The sequence below is a fragment of the Bifidobacterium merycicum DSM 6492 genome, assembly GCF_900129045.1.
Lineage (GTDB): Bacteria > Actinomycetota > Actinomycetes > Actinomycetales > Bifidobacteriaceae > Bifidobacterium > Bifidobacterium merycicum.
Map to the genome: position 1 here is coordinate 1 of NZ_FQTX01000006.1, position 22,893 is coordinate 22,893.

The window sequence follows — 22,893 nt, forward strand, 5'->3', positions numbered from 1 at the left end:
CAAGGGGTGGAGCTGACCGGTACTAACGGGGGAAAGGCAATCACACAACACGCCATGTTGTTTTTGGCGTTGCCCGTATTGCGTCCTTCGGCTTGTTCCCCCGGCAGGGAGCATCCGTTTGGTCCACGGAACGAATTCGCGTCCATTGTCCGGTTCCCGAACCGCCATATGCCACCGTCCCCCCGGCGGGGTGGTGATAGGTTGAAGATTTGCGGCGACCATAGCCAAGGTGAGACGCCCGGTCCCATTCCGAACCCGGAAGCTAAGGCCTTGCACGGCGATGGTACTGCACCTGAGAGGGTGTGGGAGAGTAGCACGTCGCCGCTCCACACGATACGGTTCCCCCCGGTCGAGCCCCCACGGGCTCCCGGGGGGTTCCTCGTTTTTCCCCCCCCGCACGCACGCGCGGGCGGGCGCCACGGTACGGGACACGGGCGTCCCTCCCTCCCCTCCCCATTCGTCTTCGTCCACTCGTATTCCCCGTTCGCATCCATTCGAGCGTCCATCCGTTCCTTCCCTTCCCTCATCCCTTCCCTCCCCGTGTTCGTTCGCATCCGCTGGACCGCGTCCCGACCGTCGGACCGGGGGGGGGATCCGGATTCGATGATCGGGGGCGCGGTCCTTCCGCATGCGGGGGATCGGGAGCGCCATGACGACGGGCCCCGGCGCGAGGCGCCGGATCCCCATCGGGGCCGGGGGCGCGCCCGCCGGACGGCCCGCCGCGCCCGGGCAGGCCGCGGAGAACGGGGCCATACGGGTCCGGCGGCGGGGCGGACGGGCAGGGAAAACAGGGAAGGCCGCAGGGCGTCGTCCCTGGTTTATATAGGTGAGGATGGTGGTGGTTTGTCTATTGAGAGTATGTTCCATAACGGAATCCTCTCGGTGGGGTGAAAGCTGTGTCGTTGATCCTAGGGCACATGGCTTATGTGATTCGGAATGGGCGCAACGATGCGTCGCTTCTGAATTATGATATCGAGCTTCTTGTCATCTATGATGTTTTGCTGGCACTTGTCACAGTAGTTTAAGGTCTTGTTTTGAAGATATGTTTGCGCTGTTGTTCGGCGTGTTCGGTTGGCGGGGGCAGCGTAAATAGTTTTCGCAGTTAATCATGTTTGGGCGGAAGTCTGTAATTTCCTGCGTTTGGAATACTTAAATCTATTCGAGAGTTTCGCAAATATTTGCATATAGAACTTTCGCAACAACAATTTTAAGTATTTAGTTAAGCGATTTGACTTTCTTGAAAGTTAAACCATATAATCAAACAGTGCTTTGACTGAAATGCTAAAGCATTTACGAAACATGAAGATGTGTGTTCGTGCATGTCGCCAAAGGAGGAAGACTTTTGTATTCCCACATCCGATATTGAATAAGGAGATGCAGCAATGAAGTTTGAATACCATGTCAAACCAACCGGCAACGATGCTGCGTGCGGCGACGCGGAGCATCCGTTCGCCACGATTTCCAAGGCCGCGCAGATGGCCTCTCCGGGTGATACGGTAATCGTGCATGAAGGCGTATACCGCGAACAAGTCGATCCGAAACGCGGCGGTCTGAGTGAACATGAGCGCATCACCTACTGCGGAGCCGAAGGCGAAGCACGGCCGGTTATCAAAGGCTCGGAATGCGTGCAGGGCTGGACGGAATTGGCCGATCACCCGCATGTGTGGACGGTGATGCTTGATAATACGATGTTCGGGGATTTCAATCCATTCGCGACCCCGATTTTCGGTGACTGGCTGGAAATGCCCAAGTTCGGCAAGGATCCGGACAAACATCTTGGCGATGTGTATCTCAATGGTGTTTCCTTCTTCGAATCGACGACGTTGGAAGGCGTATACGATCCGCAACCGCGTGATACGGATGAGGATTTCGCGTTGAAGATTCCCTGCCCTGTGCCGGATGTGGACCGTACACGTTATGTATGGCATGCCGAAGTGGACGAGAATGCCGGCACCACAACGATCTGGGCGAATTTCCAAGGTGCCGATCCGAATGAGGAACTGGTGGAGGTCAGTGTTCGTCGCGCATGCTTCTTCCCCTCCCGCAACCATGTCAACTACATCACCGTGCGTGGCTTTGAAATGGCGCAGGCCGCTGGAGATTGGGCGCCGCCTACCTCGCAGCAGTGGGGCATGATCGGCCCGAACTGGTCGTATGGCTGGATCATCGAAGACAACGTGCTGCATGACGCCAAATTCTCCGCGGTGTCATTGGGCAAGGAAATCTCATCCGGCGACAACGAGTGGACGAAAACCGAGCGCAAGACCGGTTACCAGTACCAGTTGGAGGCCGTGTTCAAGGCCCGTCGCATCGGCTGGGAAAAGGGGCTGATCGGCGGTCATATCGTACGCAACAACGACATCTACGAGTGTGGACAGAATGCCATCGTCGGACATATGGGCAGCGCATTCTGCCGTATCGAGCATAACCATGTCCATCACATTGCGTTGAAGCGTGAATTCTTCGGATGGGAAGTCGCTGGCATCAAATTCCATGCCGCATTGGATACGGTCATTGCCAACAACAACATCCACGACTGCTCGCTGGGCATGTGGATGGATTGGCAGACGCAGGGCACGCGCATCACGTGCAATGTGTTCCACGATAACGTCCGTGACCTCATGATTGAAGTGAGTCATGGGCCGTATCTGGTGGACAATAACGTTTTCGCCTCGCCGGTGATGTTCCAGAACTGGTCGCAAGGTGGCGCCTTCGTCAACAATCTGATTTGCGGCGGCATTGAACCGCATACCGTCCCCGACCGTTCCACGCCGTATCACTATCCGCACACCACCGAGGTGGCCGGGTGCGCTGTGGTATCCGGCGGCGATGAGCGTTGGCTGAACAACATGTTCGCGCCGCAACCGGTGAAACCGACCGTCGGTGAATATGGTTTGTCCGCCTACAGCGATTGCCCGATGTCGATGCATGAATACCTGGAACGCCAGCGGGCCATGTGGGCAAATCCTTCGCAGGGTGGTGACGAGCACAATCCTCTGCAGTCTCTATACGCGGGCGGCAACATCTATCTGTCCGGCGCACAGGGGCTGAACAAGCAGGAAGGTGCGGCCGACGATTCGGAGCGCATGCAGGAGGACGCCCCGTTCTTCGGCGGCACCGCCTCCACGAGCGTTGCGTGCGATGAGCCCATGCCGGTGACATTGGTCGAAGAACCCGATGGACTGTACCTGCAGTGCACTGTGCCACAGGCCGTCGCCGATACCAGGATGCAGGTCGTCACCAGCGATATGCTCGGCGTGCCTCGCATCGTGGAGGAACGCTATGAACAGCCCGATGGCAGTGACTATGTGCTGGACACCGACTTGCTGGGACAAGCCTTGACCGCAACGGAACGCAAAGCCGGGGCGTTGAATGGTCTTGTCTCCGGAAAGAATCGCATCCGAATCTGGGAATGGAACAACTGATATGACAAATGCAACCGATACCAGCAAGACATTGGGCGAGTCCATGTTCGCACAGTGCGGATATGCCCAGGACGCCATCGATAAGCGCGTGTCACAGGTCTGGTATGAAATTTTCGAAGGTCCGAACAAATTCTATTGGGAGAACGACGAAGGTCTTGCCTATGTGATGGACACCGGCAACAACGATGTACGTACCGAGGGTATGAGCTATGCGATGATGATCGCCCTGCAATACGACCGTAAGGACGTATTCGACAAGCTGTGGGGCTGGGTAATGCGTCACATGTACATGGAGGACGGTCATCATGCGCATTATTTCGCATGGTCGGTCGCGCCGGACGGTACGCCGAACTCGAATGGTCCTGCACCTGACGGCGAGGAATATTTCGCGATGGACCTGTTCCTCGCCTCCCGTCGCTGGGGTGATGGCGAGGATATCTACGAATATTCCGCATGGGGACGCGAGATCTTGAGATATTGCGTTCATAAGGGCGAACGCTACGACGGCGAGCCCATGTGGAATCCCGACAACAAGCTCATCAAGTTCATTCCGGAAACCGAGTGGAGCGATCCGTCCTACCATCTGCCGCACTTCTATGAAGTATTCGCCGAAGAAGCCGACGAAGAAGACCGTCCATTTTGGCATGAGGCAGCCGCCGCAAGCCGTCGCTATCTGCAGGCGGCCTGCGACGAGCGGACCGGCATGAACGCTGAATACGCGGATTATGACGGAAAGCCGCATGTCGACGAGTCCAATCATTGGCATTTCTATTCCGACGCCTACCGTACCGCGGCGAATATCGGACTGGATGTAGCCTGGAACGGTCTGCAGGAAGTGCTGTGCGACCGCGTCGCCGCGCTGCAGCGATTCTTCCTGACCCACGACCGTACTAGCGTCTACGCCATCGACGGCACCGCCGTGGACGAGGTCGTGCTTCATCCGGTCGGATTCCTGGCCGCGACCGCGCAAGGCTCACTTGCGGCGGTGCATTCGGCCCAGCCCGACGCGGAGCATAATGCCCGTGAATGGGTGCGCATGCTGTGGAATACGCCGATGCGAACCGGCACGCGTCGTTACTATGACAATTTCCTCTATGCTTTCGCCATGCTGGCGTTGAGCGGAAAGTATCGGTATGAATGATGATTACCTCAACTAATCCTATGGTCTACACTAATCCTGTGGTCTACACGGATTTTCCTGATCCGGACATCATCCGGGTCGGGGACGTGTATTACATGGCCACTACGACTATGCATTTCACACCCGGGTGCGATATTCTGCGCAGCTATGACCTGGTGCATTGGGAATTCATTGCGCACGCATTGAATATCGTGGCGGATACCCCTGAAGAACGTTTGGAATGTGAAGGTGCCAACGCCTACGGTCGAGGCATGTGGGCGCCGTCACTGCGTTACCATCGAGGCACCTGGTATGTGTTGTTTGCCGCCAACGATACGCATACCAGCTATCTGCTGACGGCGGACGATCCATGCGGCCCATGGCGAAAGCGTGAGCTTGACGGCTTCTATCACGACAGCGGACTGTTCTTTGACGACGATGATCGAGCCTATGTCGTATATGGGCAGTCGACATTGCGCATCACGGAGTTGAATCCTGAATTAAGCGGGCCGATGCCGGGTGGGCTCGACCGGGTCATCGCACAGGACGATCCGCAGGCTGACCTTGGTTATGAGGGCAGTCACCTATACAAGCATGATGGACGCTATTACGTCTTCACCTGTCACTTCCCGAAAGGCAAGGGCAAAACAGAAGCCTGCTTGATAGCCGAATCCTTGGATGGCGCTTTCGAAGCGCGTGAAATTATCGACGACGACCTGTCCTTCCACGGTTACGGAGTCGCGCAAGGCGGTATGGTGGACACTCCGGACGGTGACTGGTATGCATTCATGATGCAGGACCGCGGCGGTGTGGGACGCGTGCCGACACTGATGCCGATGCGGTTCGGCGAGGACGGATTCCCCGTCATCGGCGAGAACGGCAAAGTGCCGCAGTCGGTCAGCGTGCCGGCTGCAAGCTGTGCCGAACCTGTCGCGCCCATCAACGGCAGCGAATTCATAGCCCGGCATAACGCCGAAGGCGGAGTCGATGCCAACTGTCTGCAGCCATACTGGCAGTTCAATCACATCACACATAACGAATACTGGTCACTGACGGAACGTCCGGGAGCATTCCGCCTGCATTCCGGACGCATCAGCTCGAATCTCAATCATGCATGGAACACGCTGACGCAGCGCACGATGGGGCCGGTGACGGTGGCCGAAGTCACCGTCGACGCGTCGACATTGCATGATGGCGACTTCGCCGGATTGGCGGCGTTCCAAGGATGCTATTCCTACATCGCGCTTACGCGAAGGAACGGCCGCACGATGCTGACCGTCCAATACAAGCCGGTGAATGACGATTCCATCTTCTCCGACGATGATTGGGACAGTCCAGCCGTAACGGATGCGGAAATCATGGCGAATGCGGATTGCATGCGCCTGCGCGCGGTATATGATTTCACCGATTGCAAGGATGAAGTGACGTTCTTCTACCGCGATGCGGATACGCCGGAATCCGAATGGCGTCCATTGGGGACAGCGCACCGGATGGTCTTCAAAATGGATCATTTCACAGGTTGCCGTATCGGATTGTTCCTGTATTCGACAAAAGAGACCGGTGGAATCGCCGATTTTTACGACTTTGCGTATTCGACGCCGAATACGAAGGAAGGAGGGCGATGAAGCGACAGGCCATAGTGGCGCAGGGAACTGTCGAAGGCTTGGCGGCTGAAGATCAGGGCATCACCGTGTTCCGAGGGGTCCCGTTCGCTCAGCCTCCCGTCGGCGGTCTGCGCTGGCGTGCGCCGCAGCCGGCCCTGCCATGGGATGGTGTGCTGCAAGCCTTCGATTTCGGGCCTACCGCGATGCAGCCGACGCCGGGCGCCTCCGATGATTTCTATGATCGTGAATGGGGCACCGATCCGGCCGTGCCGATGAGCGAGGATTGCCTCTACCTGAATATTTGGACTCCGGCATTACGCGGATATGGCGCGGATAGCATGGTAGCCTCCGAAAAGCTGCCGGTCATGGTCTGGATCTACGGCGGGGTCTATCAATGCGGCGGCACATTTGAAAAGGAATTCGACGGCACACATCTTGCCGCGAACGGCGTCGTTGTGGTCAGTGTGGCCTATCGTCTGAATGCATTCGGGTTTATGACGCACCCTTTGCTGCATGAGGAGGCCGTAGAACGCGGCGACGGCGAACCATATGCGAATTTCGGATTCCTGGATCAGCGTGCCGGAATCCAATGGGTGAAGGAAAACATCGCGAAGTTCGGCGGAGATCCGGAAAACATCACGGTTTTCGGTCAATCGGCCGGTGCCGCCAGCGTCTTGGCCCAGATCTGCTCGCCGATGAATCATGGCCTGTTTCAGAAAGCCATCATGCAATCCGGCTCAGGCCTAGGGCATTTCAATGCGCGGCAGGACACGCTGGAGCATGCGCAGGCCAACGGAATCCGTCTGTTCGAAGCATTGGGTGTCTCCACGCTGGAGCAGGCCCGTGCAATCCCGGCCCGAACAGTATTGGAAGCCGCCGAGTCCCTGCCTGTTCCACCGGACAGCGGACGTGAAGATGACTGGTCGATGATCGTCAATTGGGTGCCATGCGTGGACGGCCTGTTCCTTCCCGATCAGGAGGATCGTATTGTCGAGGGCTGCAGGGCCAACAACGTCGACATGCTGGTCGGCAACACGACCAATGAGTTCATCGTTTCGACTGAAGATGGGAAGCCTGTGCGTGTCGGCCAGCTCGGCAATCTCACGCTGATCCGCAAATGGACCGCAAGCGGTGGGACCACGCCATACTACTATCATTTCGATGTCGCTATGCCGGGGGATGATGCCGGAGCCTTCCACTCGTCCGATCTGTGGTTCTCCTTTGGAAGTCTTGCGAAATGCTGGCGTCCGTTCGTTGGATGGCATTACGATCTGGCAAGGCGAATGGGGCTGTACTGGACCAATTTTGCCGCCAATGGCGATCCCAACGGAACGGACCGTGACGGAACGCCGCTTCCTGTATGGGATCCTTGCATCGGTGAGGAATGCCCCGCCATGCATTTGTGCCAAGAACCGGGCATGCGGACGGATTGGCTTACCGAAACGGATCGAAAAGCATTCGGCATGTGACGGCATGCCGTTGATGTATACATACTGATATGTAAACAGGGACGGTCTTTGTGGATTGTCCCTGCCGCATAATGGGTTGCCGGCAAATAGACATGGTCGCCTATTACCGGCTGTAAATCCTGAAAAAGCATCTGATGAAAGAAACGTCATGCGCAATGATATCGGTAGTGCCCGAAGGGTTGCGCATTGTGGATCATGGCCGTCCATGGCGCGATGATCAGTTCGCTTCCATGAGGCTGCCACCGAGCCGGGGCGTGTCCGGATAGCGGCGGGTCGGCCATCCGTTCGCGGTGACGTAGCGGATTCCGGCGCATACGGGCATCAACGCGCCGTTCCCGTCCGGGAAGCCCGAATCACAAAGCGCGCAGGATTTCGGGCCTTATCACCATATGTTATTATTTCTTGAATAAAGGGGTTAATTTTTCATGCTTAAGGATGTGCGCTTCGGCACGCATCCAAACAAGCGCATCCGTTGCGGTTATTGTCTCACGATGGTTCGCGCGAAGCGATGAACCAGTAACATGTGCGGAGTTCTGGCATGGTCATACGTTTGACGCGGCTGATGACGGCGATTGCGCGTGATGTACGCCGTCGCGGGGATTTTGATCGCCGTGGCGATGGTATGCACGGTGGTTCCGCTGCTGATGCAGTATGCGTCGCAGACGTCCATGTCCACGTCGGCGTCTTCCGTCGAACAGCAGGTGCGACTGTGGCCGGAAAGCCGGATCGACGACGAACTGCGGGCGGCGCGTGCCTACAACCGCGATCTCGTCCGATCCGGACAGCCGGTGCTGGGAGCCCAGGCCGACCCGTTCAGTAATGGGGAACGCCTGTCCTCCCAGTCGGCGCAGGATCAACGCTACGGCAGGCTGCTCAACGAAGGTCACGGCATCATGGGCCGCGTGTCCATACCGAAGATCTCAGTGGATCTTCCCATCTACCATGGCACCGGAGACAAGCAATTGTCCTTTGGCTCCGGGCATCTGTGTGGCACGAGCCTGCCGGTCGGCGGCAACAACACCCATGCGGTCATCACCGGCCATCGCGGCATGGTGCAGGCGCAGATGTTCACCAGATTGGATGAAATGCGCGAAGGCGATTTCATCTACATCTCAACGATGAACAGGACCCTGGCCTACGAAGTCGATCGCATCACCGTAATCGAACCGACCGATACCTCGCAGCTGCGCATTGTTCCCGGGCAGGATCGGCTGACGTTGATGACCTGTACGCCATACGGCATCAATTCCCACCGGCTCCTGGTCTCCGGCCATCGTGTGAGCATGCCCGTTCCCGCCCCCGATCCGACCGATCTGCATGACGGCCGGACCGTCGGCGCATGGGTGTGCGGGTCGGTGCTCCTGTGCGGTTGGGGCGGCATTGTGGCGGTCCGTCGGCGCAAGCGTACGCCGGAAGGGCCGCCGCGCCATGCCGTTCGGGTGTGATTGGCGATTAAGGTCCGGCATGGTGATGCCGGCCATGTCTAACAATCTGGGCGCAGTTCAGTTTTTCTCGTTCAGTTTTTGGGGGCTTACCTGTGCATGCTTGGGGTATGACAAAGGGCCAGTCGGAATCGGCTGGCCCCAAGAGGAGATGTATGTGACGGGGAGTCGTCAGCGGTCAAGCTTGGACAGGCCGGCGGCGGTCAGTGCCGCGACGCAGACCTTGATGATGTCACCGACGACGAATCCCATGGAAGCGATGGCCACCACCTTGATGGAAATGCCGGTGAGCGCGGACTGCACCATGAAGCCGAGCGCGTAATCAAGCACGACACAACCGGCGAACGCGGCCAGCAGATACCGTGCGGCGGTCATCGCGGCGTGCTTCGCGGTATCGGTGCGAGCCTCGCCCTTCAGCACGGCGGTCAGCATCGCGGCCGGAAGGAAGCCGATCAGGAAGCCTGCGCTCGGGCCGATCAGAGCCAGGGTCGAAGCGCCACCGGCGAACACCGGCAGGCCGACCGCACCGGCGGCGAGATACATACCGACTGCGGCGCCCGCCTGACGCCAGGTGAGCATCAGACCCGCGAGCATGACCACGAAGGTTTGCAGGGTGATCGGCACGGGCGTGCCGGGAATCGGAATGCTGCCCGCGGCGCTGGCGGCCCACAGCAGCACGGCGAACATCACGGACTTGAGCACGGAACCGATACGACTGCGGGACAACGTGGTGAAACGCGCAGAAATCAAAGCGAACGTATTACGCATGAAACAGCCTTTCTAGGCGTGACAGATTAGGGGAATTCGTCAATTCCGAGTACAGGATACGGCTGTTTACCTACGGTAACGTTTGTGCAACCTCACAAAAGGCACGTGTCGATTTTGTGTTGTGTCAGATTGTTTTGACTTGCATACCGGCGTAAATAATTAACACTATGGCGTCAATTGTCAAAAAACTACTGATTGCAAACCGCGGCGAAATCGCTCTGCGTGTGGTGCGTACCGCTCGTGAAATGGGCATATCCACTGTCGCGATATATTCCGAGCAGGATCGCGAATCGCAATATGTCGATCTTGCCGATGAAGCGTTCCTGCTGAGCGGCGATACCTACAAGGACACGTATCTCAACGAGGATGCGCTGATCGACATTCTTCAGCGTACCGGTGCGAACGCGGTGCATCCCGGGTACGGATTCCTGTCCGAAGTGCCGAGCTTCGCCAGCAAGGTCGCACAAAGCGGTGCCATTTGGGTCGGCCCGAGCCCCGAAGCCCTGATCGAGCTTGGAGACAAGATCAGCGCCCGCCGCGTGGCGGCACGAGCCAAAGTTCCGCCGGTTCCCGGCTTGTCCGAACCGGTGAGCAGCGTCCGCAAACTGTTGGACTTCGCGCACACCTACGGCTATCCGGTCATGATGAAGCGCACCGATGGCGGTGGCGGCCATGGCATTACCGTCGTGAACGACGATGAGGAGCTGCGGAGGTTCTTCGCCAGCCATGATTCCTTGCAGGGCGGCGATCTGAACGCATATTTCGTAGAAAAGTTCGTGCGTGCCGCACGTCATGTCGAAACACAGTGCGGACGTGACTCCCACGGTAACTTCACCGTGTACTCCACCCGTGACTGCTCGTTGCAGCGTCGTAATCAGAAGCTTGTGGAGGAGGCGCCGGCGCCGTTCCTCAGCGACGCCATTATCGACACGCTCGGCGAGTATTCCCGCAGACTGTTCGAAACCGTGGATTATGTAGGGCTCGGAACCTGCGAATTCATGGTGACCGAGCAGGGCAAGGTCTACTTCCTTGAAGTCAACCCACGTTTGCAGGTCGAACATACCGTCTCCGAAGAGGTAAGCGGTCTCGATCTGGTACGAGAGCAGCTCACCATTGCAGACGGCGGCGAGCTGACCCAGGCACCGGCACCGCGTGGGCACAGCTTCGAACTGCGTATCACCTCCGAGGATCCCAACACCAACCTGACCCCGGCTGCCGGCGCGCTGGAACGCATCATGTGGCCTACCGGCCCAGGCGTCCGCATCGACACCGGTGTGGTCGAAGGCGACTCCGTATCGCCGAAATTCGATTCGATGATGGGCAAGGTCATTGTCACCGCGCAGGATCGCGAAACCGCAGTAGCCCGTGTGCGCCGCGTACTCGATGAGCTCGTGATCGAAGGCGTTCCCACACCGGTTCCGCTGTTCAAGGAGATCTTCCGCAACGACGATTTCACCGCGGAACATGGGCATGCCTTCGCCGTGCACACCAAATGGTTGGAAAGCCATTACCTCAATCGTGAGCCGGCGTCAGCCAAAACCGGTCAGCCGGCATCAGTCAGCGGTGCCGCAGCCTCCGAACCGTCCAATACCGGGCGTTCCGAAAGCTTCGTCATCGAAATGAACAACCGTCGCGTCACACTCACCGTTCCGCTCGATATCGTCGAAAATCTTACCGGTTCGGCGCGGTCTCGCGACGCCAAGCGCATCACCCAGCCGTTGCGCGGCGGCGTGCTGCAGCATGCCGGCGAAAAGAACAAGGGCGATAACGGCGACGCCGCCAAGTCCGGCGTCATCGCCTCCCCGATGCAGGCCGTCGTCACCCGCATCAACGTGGCGGAAGGCCAGGAGGTCGCCAAGGGCGATCTTATCGTGGTGCTCGAATCCATGAAGATGGAGAACTACGTGTACGCCCCCGCAGCCGGCACCGTGAAGAAGATCTTCGTCGGGCCCGCGAACGGCGTCGAAGCCGGAGACACGCTGGTGACGTTGGATGTGAGGGGAGGCAAGCAGTGAGCGACATTCTCGAAATCGCCGCCGCCCAGGCACAGGCCCGGCAGCCGTTGCGCCCGGCCGTGGCCAAGGCCGCGGAACTGGCCCGGAACGCCGAAGAGCGTGCTCGCACCAAGCAGCACGCCAAGCATAAGAACACTGCGCGCGAACGCCTTGATCTACTGTTCGACACCGGCACCTTTGAAGAGATCGGCAGGTTCCGCGGCGGCAATATCAACGACGGCAATGCCGGGGCCGCCGTTATCACCGGATTCGGTGAGGTCTATGGGCGTAAAGTCGCCGTGTATGCGCAGGACTTTTCCGTCAAAGGCGGTACGTTGGGCGCCGAGGAAGGCCGTAAGATCTGCCATCTGATGGATATGGCATTGGATCTGAAGATTCCGATCGTCGCCATCGTGGATTCGGGCGGTGCACGCATTCAGGAAGGTGTGGCCGCGCTGAACCAGTACGGTGAGATCTTCCGCCGCACCTGCCGTGCCAGCGGTTTCGTACCGCAGATCAGCCTGATCCTCGGCCCGTGCGCAGGCGGCGCAGTGTATTGCCCGGCGCTTACCGACTTCATCATCATGACCCGTGAGAACTCGAATATGTTCGTCACCGGCCCGGACGTGGTGAAGGCGGCCACCGGCGAAACGATCTCCATGGACGAACTCGGCGGCGGCGAAGTGCACAGCACCGTGTCCGGTGTGGCGCATTACCTGGCGGACGGCGAGTCGGACGCCATCGACTACGCGCGAACCGTGCTCGCATACCTGCCGTCCAACGCCGGACAGAAGCCTCCGGTGTACGCCTATGCGCCGACCCGTGCCGAACGTGATGTCGCCAAACGACTTGCCGGCATCGTGCCGGACAACGACCGTCAGCCCTATGACATGCTCGACGTAATCCGCTGCATCACCGATTACGGCGAATTCGTACAGGTGCATGAACTGTTCGGTGCATCCTCGATCGTCGGATTCGCCTGTATGGAAGGCAAACCCGTGGGCATCGTCGCCAACCAGCCGGCTGTGAACGCGGGCATCCTCGACGTGGACGCCTCGGAAAAGGTGGCACGTTTCGTGAGACTGTGCGATGCGTTCAACCTGCCCATCGTCACTTTGGTGGACACCCCCGGTTACAAGCCCGGATCCGATCAGGAGCACGCAGGCATCATCCGTCGCGGCGCAAAGGTGATCTACGCCTATGCCAACGCGCAGGTGCCGATGATCACCGTCACCCTGCGCAAGGCGTTCGGCGGCGCATACATCGTGATGGGCTCCAAGTCGATCGGTGCGGACATGAACTTCGCATGGCCCAACTCGCAGATCGCGGTGCTGGGCGCGGCCGGCGCGGTGAACATCATCCACCGCCATGATCTGAACAAGGCGAAAGCCGCCGGGCAGGATGTGGATGCGCTGCGCGCCAAGTATGTCGACGAATACGAGAAAAGCACGGTCAATGCAAATCTCGCGCTCGAGCTCGGTGCCATCGACGCCATGATCGACCCGGAACAGACACGCGAATCCATCGTGAACTCGCTGAAGCTGCTCGCCAACAAGACGCATGTGCGCCACACGGAAAAGCACCACGGCAACCAGCCGCAGTGACCGAGCGGAGAGCAACACCCGCATACGAGGACAGAGCCTTCGCATGAACGGCAGCACTCCATATCACGACTGAAGAATTTTGGAACACAAGTAAGGAAACACCATGAGCAACCCCTTCTTCCTCAACCGCCTTGCCAGCGAGCCGCACGCGCTTGCCTTTGCAGGCCAATCCACCCCATGGCCGGTTGCGCTCGCCGACGAGACGGCCAATCCCGTGCTCGACGAGCAGCTGCATGCCCACGTGCGGCAGGCACAGAACCTGCTGTACCCGGTAAGCGCCGACCTGCTGGCCACCACCGGCCGACCGGTCGATCTGTTCGGCTTTACACCGAACCCCGCCAAACTTGGAGCGGCGGCCAATGCGTCCGCCAGCGTGCCGGGCATCGCCTTGGCCCAGCTGGGTGCGCTTATCGATGCCGAAGAGCTCGGGTACAATCCTGCCGAAGCCAAGCCGGTGGCCGTGCTTGGCCACTCCCAGGGCATTCTTGCCGTGCACATGGTGCAGGCCATTCGCGAAGCCGGCAGCGTTGAGGCTGCCGCGCCTAGCATCGACGAGATTCTCGCCATCGCATCCCTGATCGGCATCGCCGGTACCCGCCAGGCACGCCAGCTTGGTCTGGCAGCACGCCATGGGGATGCGACCCCGATGCTGTCCGTCAAGGACATCACGCGTGCGCAGGTTGATGCGCTGATCGAGCGCGTGGACGGTGCTCGCGGCCCGATCGCCGTGGCCGTGACCAATTCCGCCACCCACTACGTGCTGTCCGGATACCCGGAGGATCTGGCCGCCTTCGGCGTGGAAGTGGCCAAGGAGCACAAGCGCCAGGCCAAGCTGCGTGAGGAGAAGGTGCGTGGCGGCCGCGTGTTCGACCCGGTGCTCGAATACCTTGACGTGACGTTGCCGTTCCACAGCCCGCTGATGGCCGACGCTGTTTCACAGACTGTTTCATGGGCTGAATCCTGCGATATCGACGCCTCCCATGCACGTGAACTTGCGGCTGAAGTGCTGCTTAACCATGTGGATTGGGCGGCTCGCGTCCGTGCGCTGATGAGCTCCACCGATCCGAGCACGCTGTGGGTGCTCGACTTCGGCCCGGGCAACACCGTGGGCAAGCTGTTCTCCACCGTTGCCCAGGGCACCGGCGTCGGCGTGGTGGAAGCCTCCACCGTGGTCGATCGCGCCAAGCTCGCCACGCTGGAATCCTCGCCGGAACGCACCCAGAATTGGACGCGTTTCGCACCCAGCATCATCCACACCTCCGCAGGCGACAAGGTGCGCACCGCATTCACCGAGCTCACCGGCAAGGCTCCGGTGCTGCTGGCAGGCATGACCCCGACCACCGTGGAACCGGAAATCGTGGCCGCGGCCGCCAACGCCGGCTACTGGGCGGAACTCGCAGGCGGCGGCCAGGTCACCGCCAGCGTGTTCGACCGTCATGTGGCCAAGCTCGAAGAGGAGCTCGAAGAAGGCCGCACCGTCGAATTCAACGCCATGTTCATGGACCGCTACCTGTGGAACCTGCAGTTCGGCTCCCAGCGCATCGTGCCGAAGAAGCGTGCCAGCGGCACCCCGATCGACGGCGTGGTGGTTTCCGCAGGCATCCCCGAACTCGATGAGGCCGTGGAACTCATCCACAACCTCAACGCCGACGGCTTCCCGTACGTGAGCTTCAAGCCGGGCACCGTTGACCAGATCCGCCAGGTGGTGCGCATCGCCAAGGCCGTCGCGCCAACCAAGGTGCTCATCGAGGTCGAAGGCGGCTCCGCAGGCGGCCACCACTCTTGGGAATCGCTTGACGATCTGCTGCTGAGCACCTACGCCGAAGTGCGCGAGCAGTCCAACCTCGTGCTCGTGGTCGGCGGCGGCATCGGCACGCCGGAACGCGGCGCCGACTACATCACCGGCGAATGGGCCACCGAATACGGCCGTCCGCTCATGCCTGTGGACGGCGTGCTTGTCGGCACCGCCGCCATGACCGCCAAGGAAGCCCACACCAGCCCCGAAGTCAAGCAGATGCTCGTCAACACCCCGGGCATTCCGGCCAAGGGCGATGGCAACGATCCGTTCGCCCCGCTGGGCGAGCAGTGGGTGCCGTCCGGCCAGGCCAAGGGCGGCGTCACCTCCGGTCTGAGCCACCTGCACGCCGACATCTACGAGCTGGAGAACTCCTCCGCCCGCTGCGGCCGTCTGCTGGTGCGCGTCATGAAGCACCCGGAGGAGCTGGAAAGCCGTCGCGACGAGATCATCGCGGCGCTGAACGCCACCGCCAAGCCGTATTTCGGCGATCTGAAGACCATGACCTACCTCCAGTGGGCCCAGCGTTTCGCCGACCTCTCCTTCCCGTGGGTGGACGAAACCTACGCCGATCGCTTCCTGCATCTGCTGCAGCGCATCGAAGCCCGCGTCACCACGCAGGAAAGCGGCGAATTCGCATCGCTGTTCGCTTCCCGCGCCGACGTCGAAGCCGATCCGAACGCCGCGATCGCCAAGCTTGCCGAAACCTACCCGCAGGCTGGCAAACTGACCGTCACCCCGATGGACGAGGCATGGTTCCCGGTGCTCGTACGCGAGTATCCGAAGCCGATGCCGTTCGTGCCGGTCATCGACAACGACCTGCTGCGTTGGTGGGGCCAGGACCAGCTGTGGCAGTCCGAGGACTCCCGCTATTCCGCCGATTCCGTGCGCATCATCCCCGGCCCGATCTCCGTGGCCGGCATCACCACCGTGGACGAGCCGGTGGCCGACATCCTCGGCCGCTTCGAAGCCGCCATAGTCAAGCGCGTGTCCGCCGAATCGGCGAGCGCCGACAAGACCGCCTTCGCCCAGTTGGGCGCGGCCGTCTCCGCCGAGGAATTCATCCGCAAATCCCCGAACATCTCCTGGGTCGGCCATCTCATGGCCAACCCGGCGTACGGCACCGCCAACGGCGACGCCAACTATGAAATCCGCAAGGTGGCCGTTGAAGGCAGCGTCGAAAAGTACGACCTCGACATCCATCTCGACACCTTCTGGGACAACGATCCGGACGGCGGCGCCTCCAAGCACGCCGTACGCGACATCGTCATTCCGCTGAACGTCGACGGCAACGAATCCGGCCTGTTCCCGGTCGTGGACCGCGACCGTCTGCCGGAGCACGTCTACCGCATGCTCGCCGACACCGCGGGCATCGGCAATACCGCCATCACCGGCGACAAGCTCACCGCCATGCCCGTTATTGAGCAGGTGGCAGACAAAGCCGCCCATCCGTTCGGACAGGCGCATACCAGCTACACGCTGTCCGCCAACCTCGGCTTCGACCATGAAGCGGCCACCGGCGGCGCGCTGCCGAGCAATCTGGTGCCGTCGCGCATCGCACCGGACGCACTCGTCGGACCGGCATGGCCCGCCATCTACGCGGCCCTCGGATCCGTATACGTCAACGGCTTCCCGGTGATCGAAGGCCTGCTCAACGCAGTGCATCTCGACCATCTCATCGAACTGGAAGTCAGCGAAGACGAGCTGCTCAAGCACACTGGCGAACAGATCGCACTGACCAGCTGGGCCGAAAACTACTTCGAATCGGCATCCGGCCGTGTGGTGACCATTCATGTGCAGCACGCCACCGAAGACGGCACCCTGCTGGCCAACGAAACCGAGCGTTTCGCCATTCGTGGCCGCGCATATTCCGACGCACTGCCGCCGGAAGCGCCGGACTACGGCGGAATCGAAGCGGAAATCGAAAGCACTCCGCGCCGACTGCTGCGCCGCGTCAAGGTGACCGCTCCGCACGAGATGACCGCCTTCGCCCGTACTTCCGGCGATTTCAACCCGATCCACACCTCGCATCGTGGCGCTGCCGTTTCCGGTCTTGCGGCACCGCTCGTGCACGGCATGTGGCTCTCCGCAACCGCGCAATACGCGGTGCAGGCGCTTGACGGCAAGGGTGCGCACTACGAAATCGCAGGCTGGACCTACAACATGTACGGCATGGTGCAGCTCGACGACGAAGTGGAAATCTCCGTCGAGCGTGTCGGACGCGTGGCACACTCCGGCATGGTGCTCGAAGTGACCAGCCGCATCGACGGCAATATCGTGTCTCGTGGCACCGCCATCGTACGTGCGCCGAAGTCCGCCTTCGTCTACCCGGGCCAGGGCATACAGCAGCAGGGCATGGTGCTCGACGAGCGTGCCAAGTCCCCGGCCGCACGAGACGTGTGGGAGCGTGCCGACAAGGTGACCTGCGAGAAGCTTGGATTCTCGATCCTCGCCGTCGTGCGTGACAATCCGAAGGAACTGACCGCCAACGGCGTGACCTACCGCCATCCGGAAGGACTGCTCAACCTGACCCAGTTCACGCAGGTGGCGCTCGCCACCGTGGCATTCGCCCAGACCGCACGTCTGCGCGAAGCCGGCGCCGACATTTGGCCGGCCTATTTCGCGGGTCATTCGCTGGGCGAATACAACGCCCTGAGCTCCTTCGCCGGCGTGATTCCGCTGGAAACCGTGATCGAACTCGTGTTCCATCGCGGTTCCACCATGCACCACCTCATTCCGCGTGACGAGAAGGGTCGCTCCAACTACCGCATGGGTGCGCTGCGCCCGAACCAGTTCGGCGTGGGCGACGACGGCGTGCGCGAGTACGTCGAATCCGTGTCCAAGGCGTCCGGTGAGTTCCTGCAGATTGTGAACTACAACCTCGCCGGTCAGCAGTACGCGGTCGCGGGCACCATCGCTGGTCTGAAGGCGCTGAAAGCCGATTCCGCCCGCCGTGTCGCCGAATATGGAGGCAAGCCGGCATTCATGCTGGTGCCGGGCATTGATGTGCCGTTCCATTCCACGCTGCTCAGGAAGGGCGTGCCGGAGTTCCGCGACAAGCTCGACGCCCTGCTGCCGCAGTACATCGACTACCGTGGCCGCCTGGTTGACCGTTACATTCCGAACCTGGTCGCCGCGCCGTTCGAAATGACCAAGGAATTCGCGGCCAAGATTCTTGAGGTCGTGCCGTCCGAGCGCATCAAGGCCGCGCTGGATGATCCGAAGGTGTGGGATTCCTATGCCGAAGACGATCAGAAACTCGGCCGACTGCTGCTGACTGAACTGCTGAGCTGGCAGTTCGCGTCCCCGGTGCGTTGGATCGAAACCCAGGCTCTGCTCTTCAGCTCCGCCGAACAGGGTGGCCTCGGTGTCGAGGAATACGTGGAGGTGGGCCTCGGCAATGCGCCGACGCTGGCCAACCTCGGTGCCAAGACCCTGCGTCTGCCGCAGTTCTCCGGTCGTGACGTGACTGTGTACAACGTCGGTCGCGACGAGGGTCGTGTATACATGACCGATTCCGATTCGCTGGTTGCGGAAACCGACGACGAGCCGATCGCGGAAAGCACGTCTGCCGCTGCAACCCCTGCCGCAGCCGCGTCTGCAGCTCCCGCTGCGGCTCCGGCTGCTGCCGCCGTGCCCGCCGCCCCCGCTGCGCCGGCAGGTGCGCCGTCCGGCGCCGCCGTCGCGGATATCGCGTTCAACGCATCCGACGCCATCGCCATGCTGCTCGCATACTCCGCCAAGGTTCGTCCGGATCAGATCGGTGATTCCGACACCACCGATACCCTGACCAACGGCGTCTCCTCGCGTCGTAACCAGCTGCTCATGGACATCAGCTCCGAGCTGGGTGTGGCCAGCATCGACGGTGCGGCCGAAGCCACGGTGAACGCGCTGAGCGCGTTGGTCGACAAGGTCGCCCCGAACTACAGGGCCTTCGGCCCGGTGCTGTCCGACATCGTGCGCGATCGCATCCGCGGTCTGTTCGGTGCCGCAGGTTTGAAGCTCGCACAGGTCGAGAAGCGCGTGATCGACACCTGGCAGCTCGGCGAAGGCTGGGCTTCCCACGTGGTCGCCGCACTGGTGCTCGAAACCCGTGACGGTGCAAGCTCCCGTGGCGGCGACCTGGCGTCGCTGCCCACCGAAGCCGCATCCAACGCCGCCGCGGCGAACGCCCTGATCGACGCCGCCGTGCAGAAGGTCGCCTCCGACAAGGGCGTGGCCGTCGCCATGCCGAGCGCCGGTGGTGCCGCAGGCGGTGCCGTGGTCGATTCCGCGGCGCTCGACGCGTTCGCGGCCAAGGTGACCGGTGCGGACGGCGTGCTCGTCTCCACCGCGAGGTTCGTGCTGAACCAGCTCGGCGTCGCTGCCCCGGTTGCCGAGGAGAACGGTGACGAGAACGCTGCCGTGGTCGCCGCCGTCGAAGCCGAACTCGGCTCCGACTGGCCGAAGCAGGTCGCCCCGCGCTTCGACGCGCGTAAGGCCATCCTGTTCGACGATCGCTGGGCGTCCGCACGTGAGGATCTGGCCCGCGCGTTCTACGACGGCAACGCCTCCGTGCTGTCCGGCAGCTTCGTCGGACTCGGCAAGGCAGTCGCCGCCGAAGCCGCATGGTATGCGGACAAGACCGAGGATGCCGAACTGAAGGCCGCTTACGGCCGCGTGGCATCCGAAGCGCTGGAACCCGTTTCCGACGATGCGGCGAGCAGCCGTTTCGCGGGTGATGTCGCCATCGTGACCGGCGTGGCCCCGAACTCCATCGCCGCGCAGGTCGTCAACGGCTTGCTTGCCGGCGGCGCGACCGTGGTCGCCACCTCGCACAGCTTCAAGCCGAGCGTGAAGGCATGGGCTAAGCAGACCTATCGCGAGCATGCGGCGGGCGATGCCAAGCTGTGGCTCGTCCCGGCGAACCTCTCCAGCTACCGTGACGTGGATGCGCTGGTGGATTGGGTCGGCAACGTCCAGAAGAAGACCTCCGGCGCGACCACCACGATCCTTAAGCCGGCCTACGAGCCGAGCCTGTTCTTCCCGTTCGCGGCTCCGCCGGTCCACGGCACTTTGGCCGATTCGGGCGAACTGTTCGAATCCCAGGCGCGTCTCATGCTCTGGGGCGTCGAACGCGCCATCACCGGTCTCGCCAAGATCGGCGCCGACACCGACGTCCAGCACAAGCTGCACGTGATCCTGCCGGGTTCCCCGAATCGTGGCATCTTCGGCGGCGACGGTGCCTACGGCGAGGTGAAGAGCTCCTTCGACGCGATCGTGAACCGCGCTCGCGCCGAAAAGGTGTGGTCCAGCCGTGTGACCTTCGCTCATCCGAAGATCGGCTGGGTGCGTGGCACCGGCCTGATGGGCGGCAATGATCCGCTGGTCGAGGTCGTGGAACGTCACGGTCTGAAGACCTATTCCACCGCTGAAATCGCAGTGAAGCTGCTCGATCTGGCCACCCGCGAATCCCGTGAAGCCGCAGTGTCCGCTCCGCTTGACGTGGATCTGACCGGCGGCTTGGGTTCCGAGCCGATCGATATCAAGGCGCTGCGTGCCGAAGCCATGGCCGATGCCGCTGCGGCGGCCGACGAAACGACCGTTGCCGACGAGGCCAAGCGCTCCGGCGCGACCATCAAGGCATTGCCGACGCCGCACGTTCCGCAACAGGCCCCGGTCGATCTGGCCGATTGGAAGAACGTCACAGCACGGCCGGAGGACGAGATCGTGATCGTCTCCGTCGGCGAACTTGGCCCGTGGGGCTCCGGTCGTACCCGCTTCGAAGCGGAACTCGGCATCCATTCCGACGGCGAGGTCGACCTGTCCGCCGGCGCCGTGCTCGAACTGGCCTGGAACATGGGTCTGCTCACATGGAACGACAGCCCGAAGCCGGGCTGGTACGACACCGACGGCAACCTGGTGCCCGAAGAGGACATCGCGGAACGCTACCACGACGAGGTCGTGGCACGTTCCGGCGTACGTCCGTTCGACGAGGGCATGGGCAACGACTACAAGGACGGCACCGACGAGGAGGAAGCGGAAGTCTTCCTCGACCACGATGTGACCTTCTCCGTGCCGACTCGTGAGATCGCTGAAGAGTACGTCAAGCTTGACGAAGCGCATACGAGCTTCGCAGCCGACGCTGAATCCGGCGAATGGAACGTGACCCGTCACGCCGGCTCCATGATCCGCGTGCCGCGCCGCGCCGCTATGACCCGTATCGTCGGCGGCCAGTTCCCGAAGGGCTTCGATCCGGTCAAGTGGGGCATTCCGGCCTCCATGGTCGGCGATGTGGACAAGATCGCCCTGTGGAACATCGTCACCACAGTGGACGCCTACCTGTCCGCAGGCTTCACCCCGGTGGAGATCCTGCAGGCCGTGCACCCGTCCATGGTCGCCTCCACTCAGGGCACCGGCTTCGGCGGCATGGCCTCCATGAGGAAGCTGTACCTCGACCGCTTCCTCAACCATGAGATTCCGACCGACATCCTGCAGGAAGCCCTGCCGAACGTCGTCGCGGCACACGTGATGCAGTCCTATATCGGCGGCTACGGCAACATGATCCAGCCGGTTTCCGCCTGCGCCACCGCAGCCGTCTCCCTGGAGGAAGGCACCGACAAGATCGCCCTCGGCAAGGCCGACTTCGTGGTCACCGGCGCGATCGACGACATCGGCGTGGAATCCGTGATTGGCTTCGGCAACATGAACGCCACCGCCAATTCCGAAGAGATGTATGCCAAGGGCATCGACGCGCGCTTCTTCTCCCGTGCCAACGATCGTCGCCGCGGCGGCTTCGTGGAATCCCAGGGTGGTGGCACCATCCTGCTGACGCGTGGTGACATCGCGCTGAAGCTCGGCCTGCCGGTCGCCGGCGTGGTCGGATTCGTCCACTCCTACGCCGACGGCGCGCACACCTCCATCCCGGCTCCGGGACTGGGTGCGCTCGCCGCAGGCATGGGCGGCAAGGACTCCAAGCTGGTGCATGATCTTGCCAAGCTCGGTGTCGCGCCGGACGACATCGCCGTGGTTTCCAAGCACGATACGTCCACCAACGCCAACGATCCGAACGAATCCGAACTGCACAACACGCTGGCTCACGCCATCGGCCGCACCGACGGCAACCCGCTGTTCGTGATCTCCCAGAAGTCGCTCACCGGCCACGCCAAGGGCGGTGCCTGCATCTTCCAGGTCAACGGCCTGACCCAGTTGTTCAAGTCCGGCGTGATTCCGGCGAACGCTGCCCTCGACTGTGTCGACCCGAAGCTCAAGCGCGACGACCACATGGTCTGGCTCAGGAAGCCGCTGCATGTCGGCTCCATCAAGGCGGGCCTGACCACGTCGCTCGGCTTCGGCCACGTCTCCGGCTTCGCCGCGATCGTGAATCCGGGCGCCTTTGAAGCCTCCGTGGCCAACACCGCTGGTGAGGAAGCGCTGAACGAATGGCGCGAACGCGCCAACGCGCGCTTGGCAGCCGGTCAGCGTCGCCTTGAGGAAGGCATGATGGGTCGCGCCGCGCTCTACGAGCCGATCGACAACCGCCGCTTCCACGAGGACAAGCGCGGTTACGACTCGCACGAGGTGGAGAAGGCCATGCTGCTCGACCCGGATGCGCGACTTGGCGCTTCCGGCTATTTCGAGGCCTGAGCACCGCCGTCGCCGGCTAAATCGGCTCGGTGACGCATAATGCGCT

At 61.4% G+C, this 22,893-nt stretch carries 9 protein-coding genes and 1 rRNA gene; 9 read left to right on the forward strand and 1 reads right to left on the reverse strand.

What is annotated here, in order from left to right:
- Positions 1-210: 210 nt before the first annotated feature.
- From rrf to BUB29_RS08165, 6 genes are all read left to right on the forward strand, one after another.
- Positions 211-327: ribosomal RNA gene (rrf, locus tag BUB29_RS08140) — 5S ribosomal RNA — on the forward strand.
- A gap of 1,055 nt (positions 328-1,382) precedes the next feature.
- Entirely contained in the window at positions 1,383-3,425 is a 2,043-nt protein-coding gene (locus tag BUB29_RS08145; RefSeq protein ID WP_033523380.1) for a right-handed parallel beta-helix repeat-containing protein, read from the forward strand.
- Position 3,426: 1 nt separating this feature from the next.
- Entirely contained in the window at positions 3,427-4,566 is a 1,140-nt protein-coding gene (locus BUB29_RS08150) for a family 8 glycosyl hydrolase (RefSeq protein ID WP_033523379.1), read from the forward strand.
- Positions 4,563-6,170, forward strand: coding sequence for a glycoside hydrolase family 43 protein (locus BUB29_RS08155; RefSeq protein WP_033523378.1), 1,608 nt, complete (start codon positions 4,563-4,565; stop codon positions 6,168-6,170). Before BUB29_RS08150 ends, BUB29_RS08155 begins: the two co-directional genes overlap by 4 nt.
- Complete coding sequence (locus tag BUB29_RS08160) at positions 6,167-7,618, forward strand: carboxylesterase/lipase family protein (RefSeq protein WP_033523377.1); 1,452 nt, start codon at positions 6,167-6,169, stop codon at positions 7,616-7,618. Before BUB29_RS08155 ends, BUB29_RS08160 begins: the two co-directional genes overlap by 4 nt.
- A gap of 611 nt (positions 7,619-8,229) precedes the next feature.
- Positions 8,230-9,063: a class C sortase gene (locus BUB29_RS08165; RefSeq protein ID WP_267895174.1), complete on the forward strand. Its 834-nt coding sequence runs from the start codon at positions 8,230-8,232 to the stop codon at positions 9,061-9,063.
- 168 nt (positions 9,064-9,231) lie between these two features.
- Here the strand turns inward: BUB29_RS08165 and BUB29_RS08170 are convergent, their stop codons facing one another.
- Complete coding sequence (locus tag BUB29_RS08170) at positions 9,232-9,828, reverse strand: biotin transporter BioY (protein ID WP_033523376.1); 597 nt, start codon at positions 9,826-9,828, stop codon at positions 9,232-9,234.
- Positions 9,829-9,995: 167 nt separating this feature from the next.
- Between BUB29_RS08170 and BUB29_RS08175 the strand changes: the two genes are divergently transcribed.
- The 3 genes from BUB29_RS08175 to BUB29_RS08185 all read left to right on the forward strand — a co-directional run bounded on the left by BUB29_RS08175 (position 9,996) and on the right by BUB29_RS08185 (position 22,847).
- Positions 9,996-11,843, forward strand: coding sequence for an ATP-binding protein (locus tag BUB29_RS08175; RefSeq protein WP_033523375.1), 1,848 nt, complete (start codon positions 9,996-9,998; stop codon positions 11,841-11,843).
- Entirely contained in the window at positions 11,840-13,426 is a 1,587-nt protein-coding gene (locus BUB29_RS08180; RefSeq protein WP_033523374.1) for an acyl-CoA carboxylase subunit beta, read from the forward strand. Before BUB29_RS08175 ends, BUB29_RS08180 begins: the two co-directional genes overlap by 4 nt.
- A gap of 103 nt (positions 13,427-13,529) precedes the next feature.
- Positions 13,530-22,847: a type I polyketide synthase gene (locus tag BUB29_RS08185; RefSeq protein ID WP_033523373.1), complete on the forward strand. Its 9,318-nt coding sequence runs from the start codon at positions 13,530-13,532 to the stop codon at positions 22,845-22,847.
- The last annotated feature ends 46 nt before the right edge of the window (positions 22,848-22,893 follow it).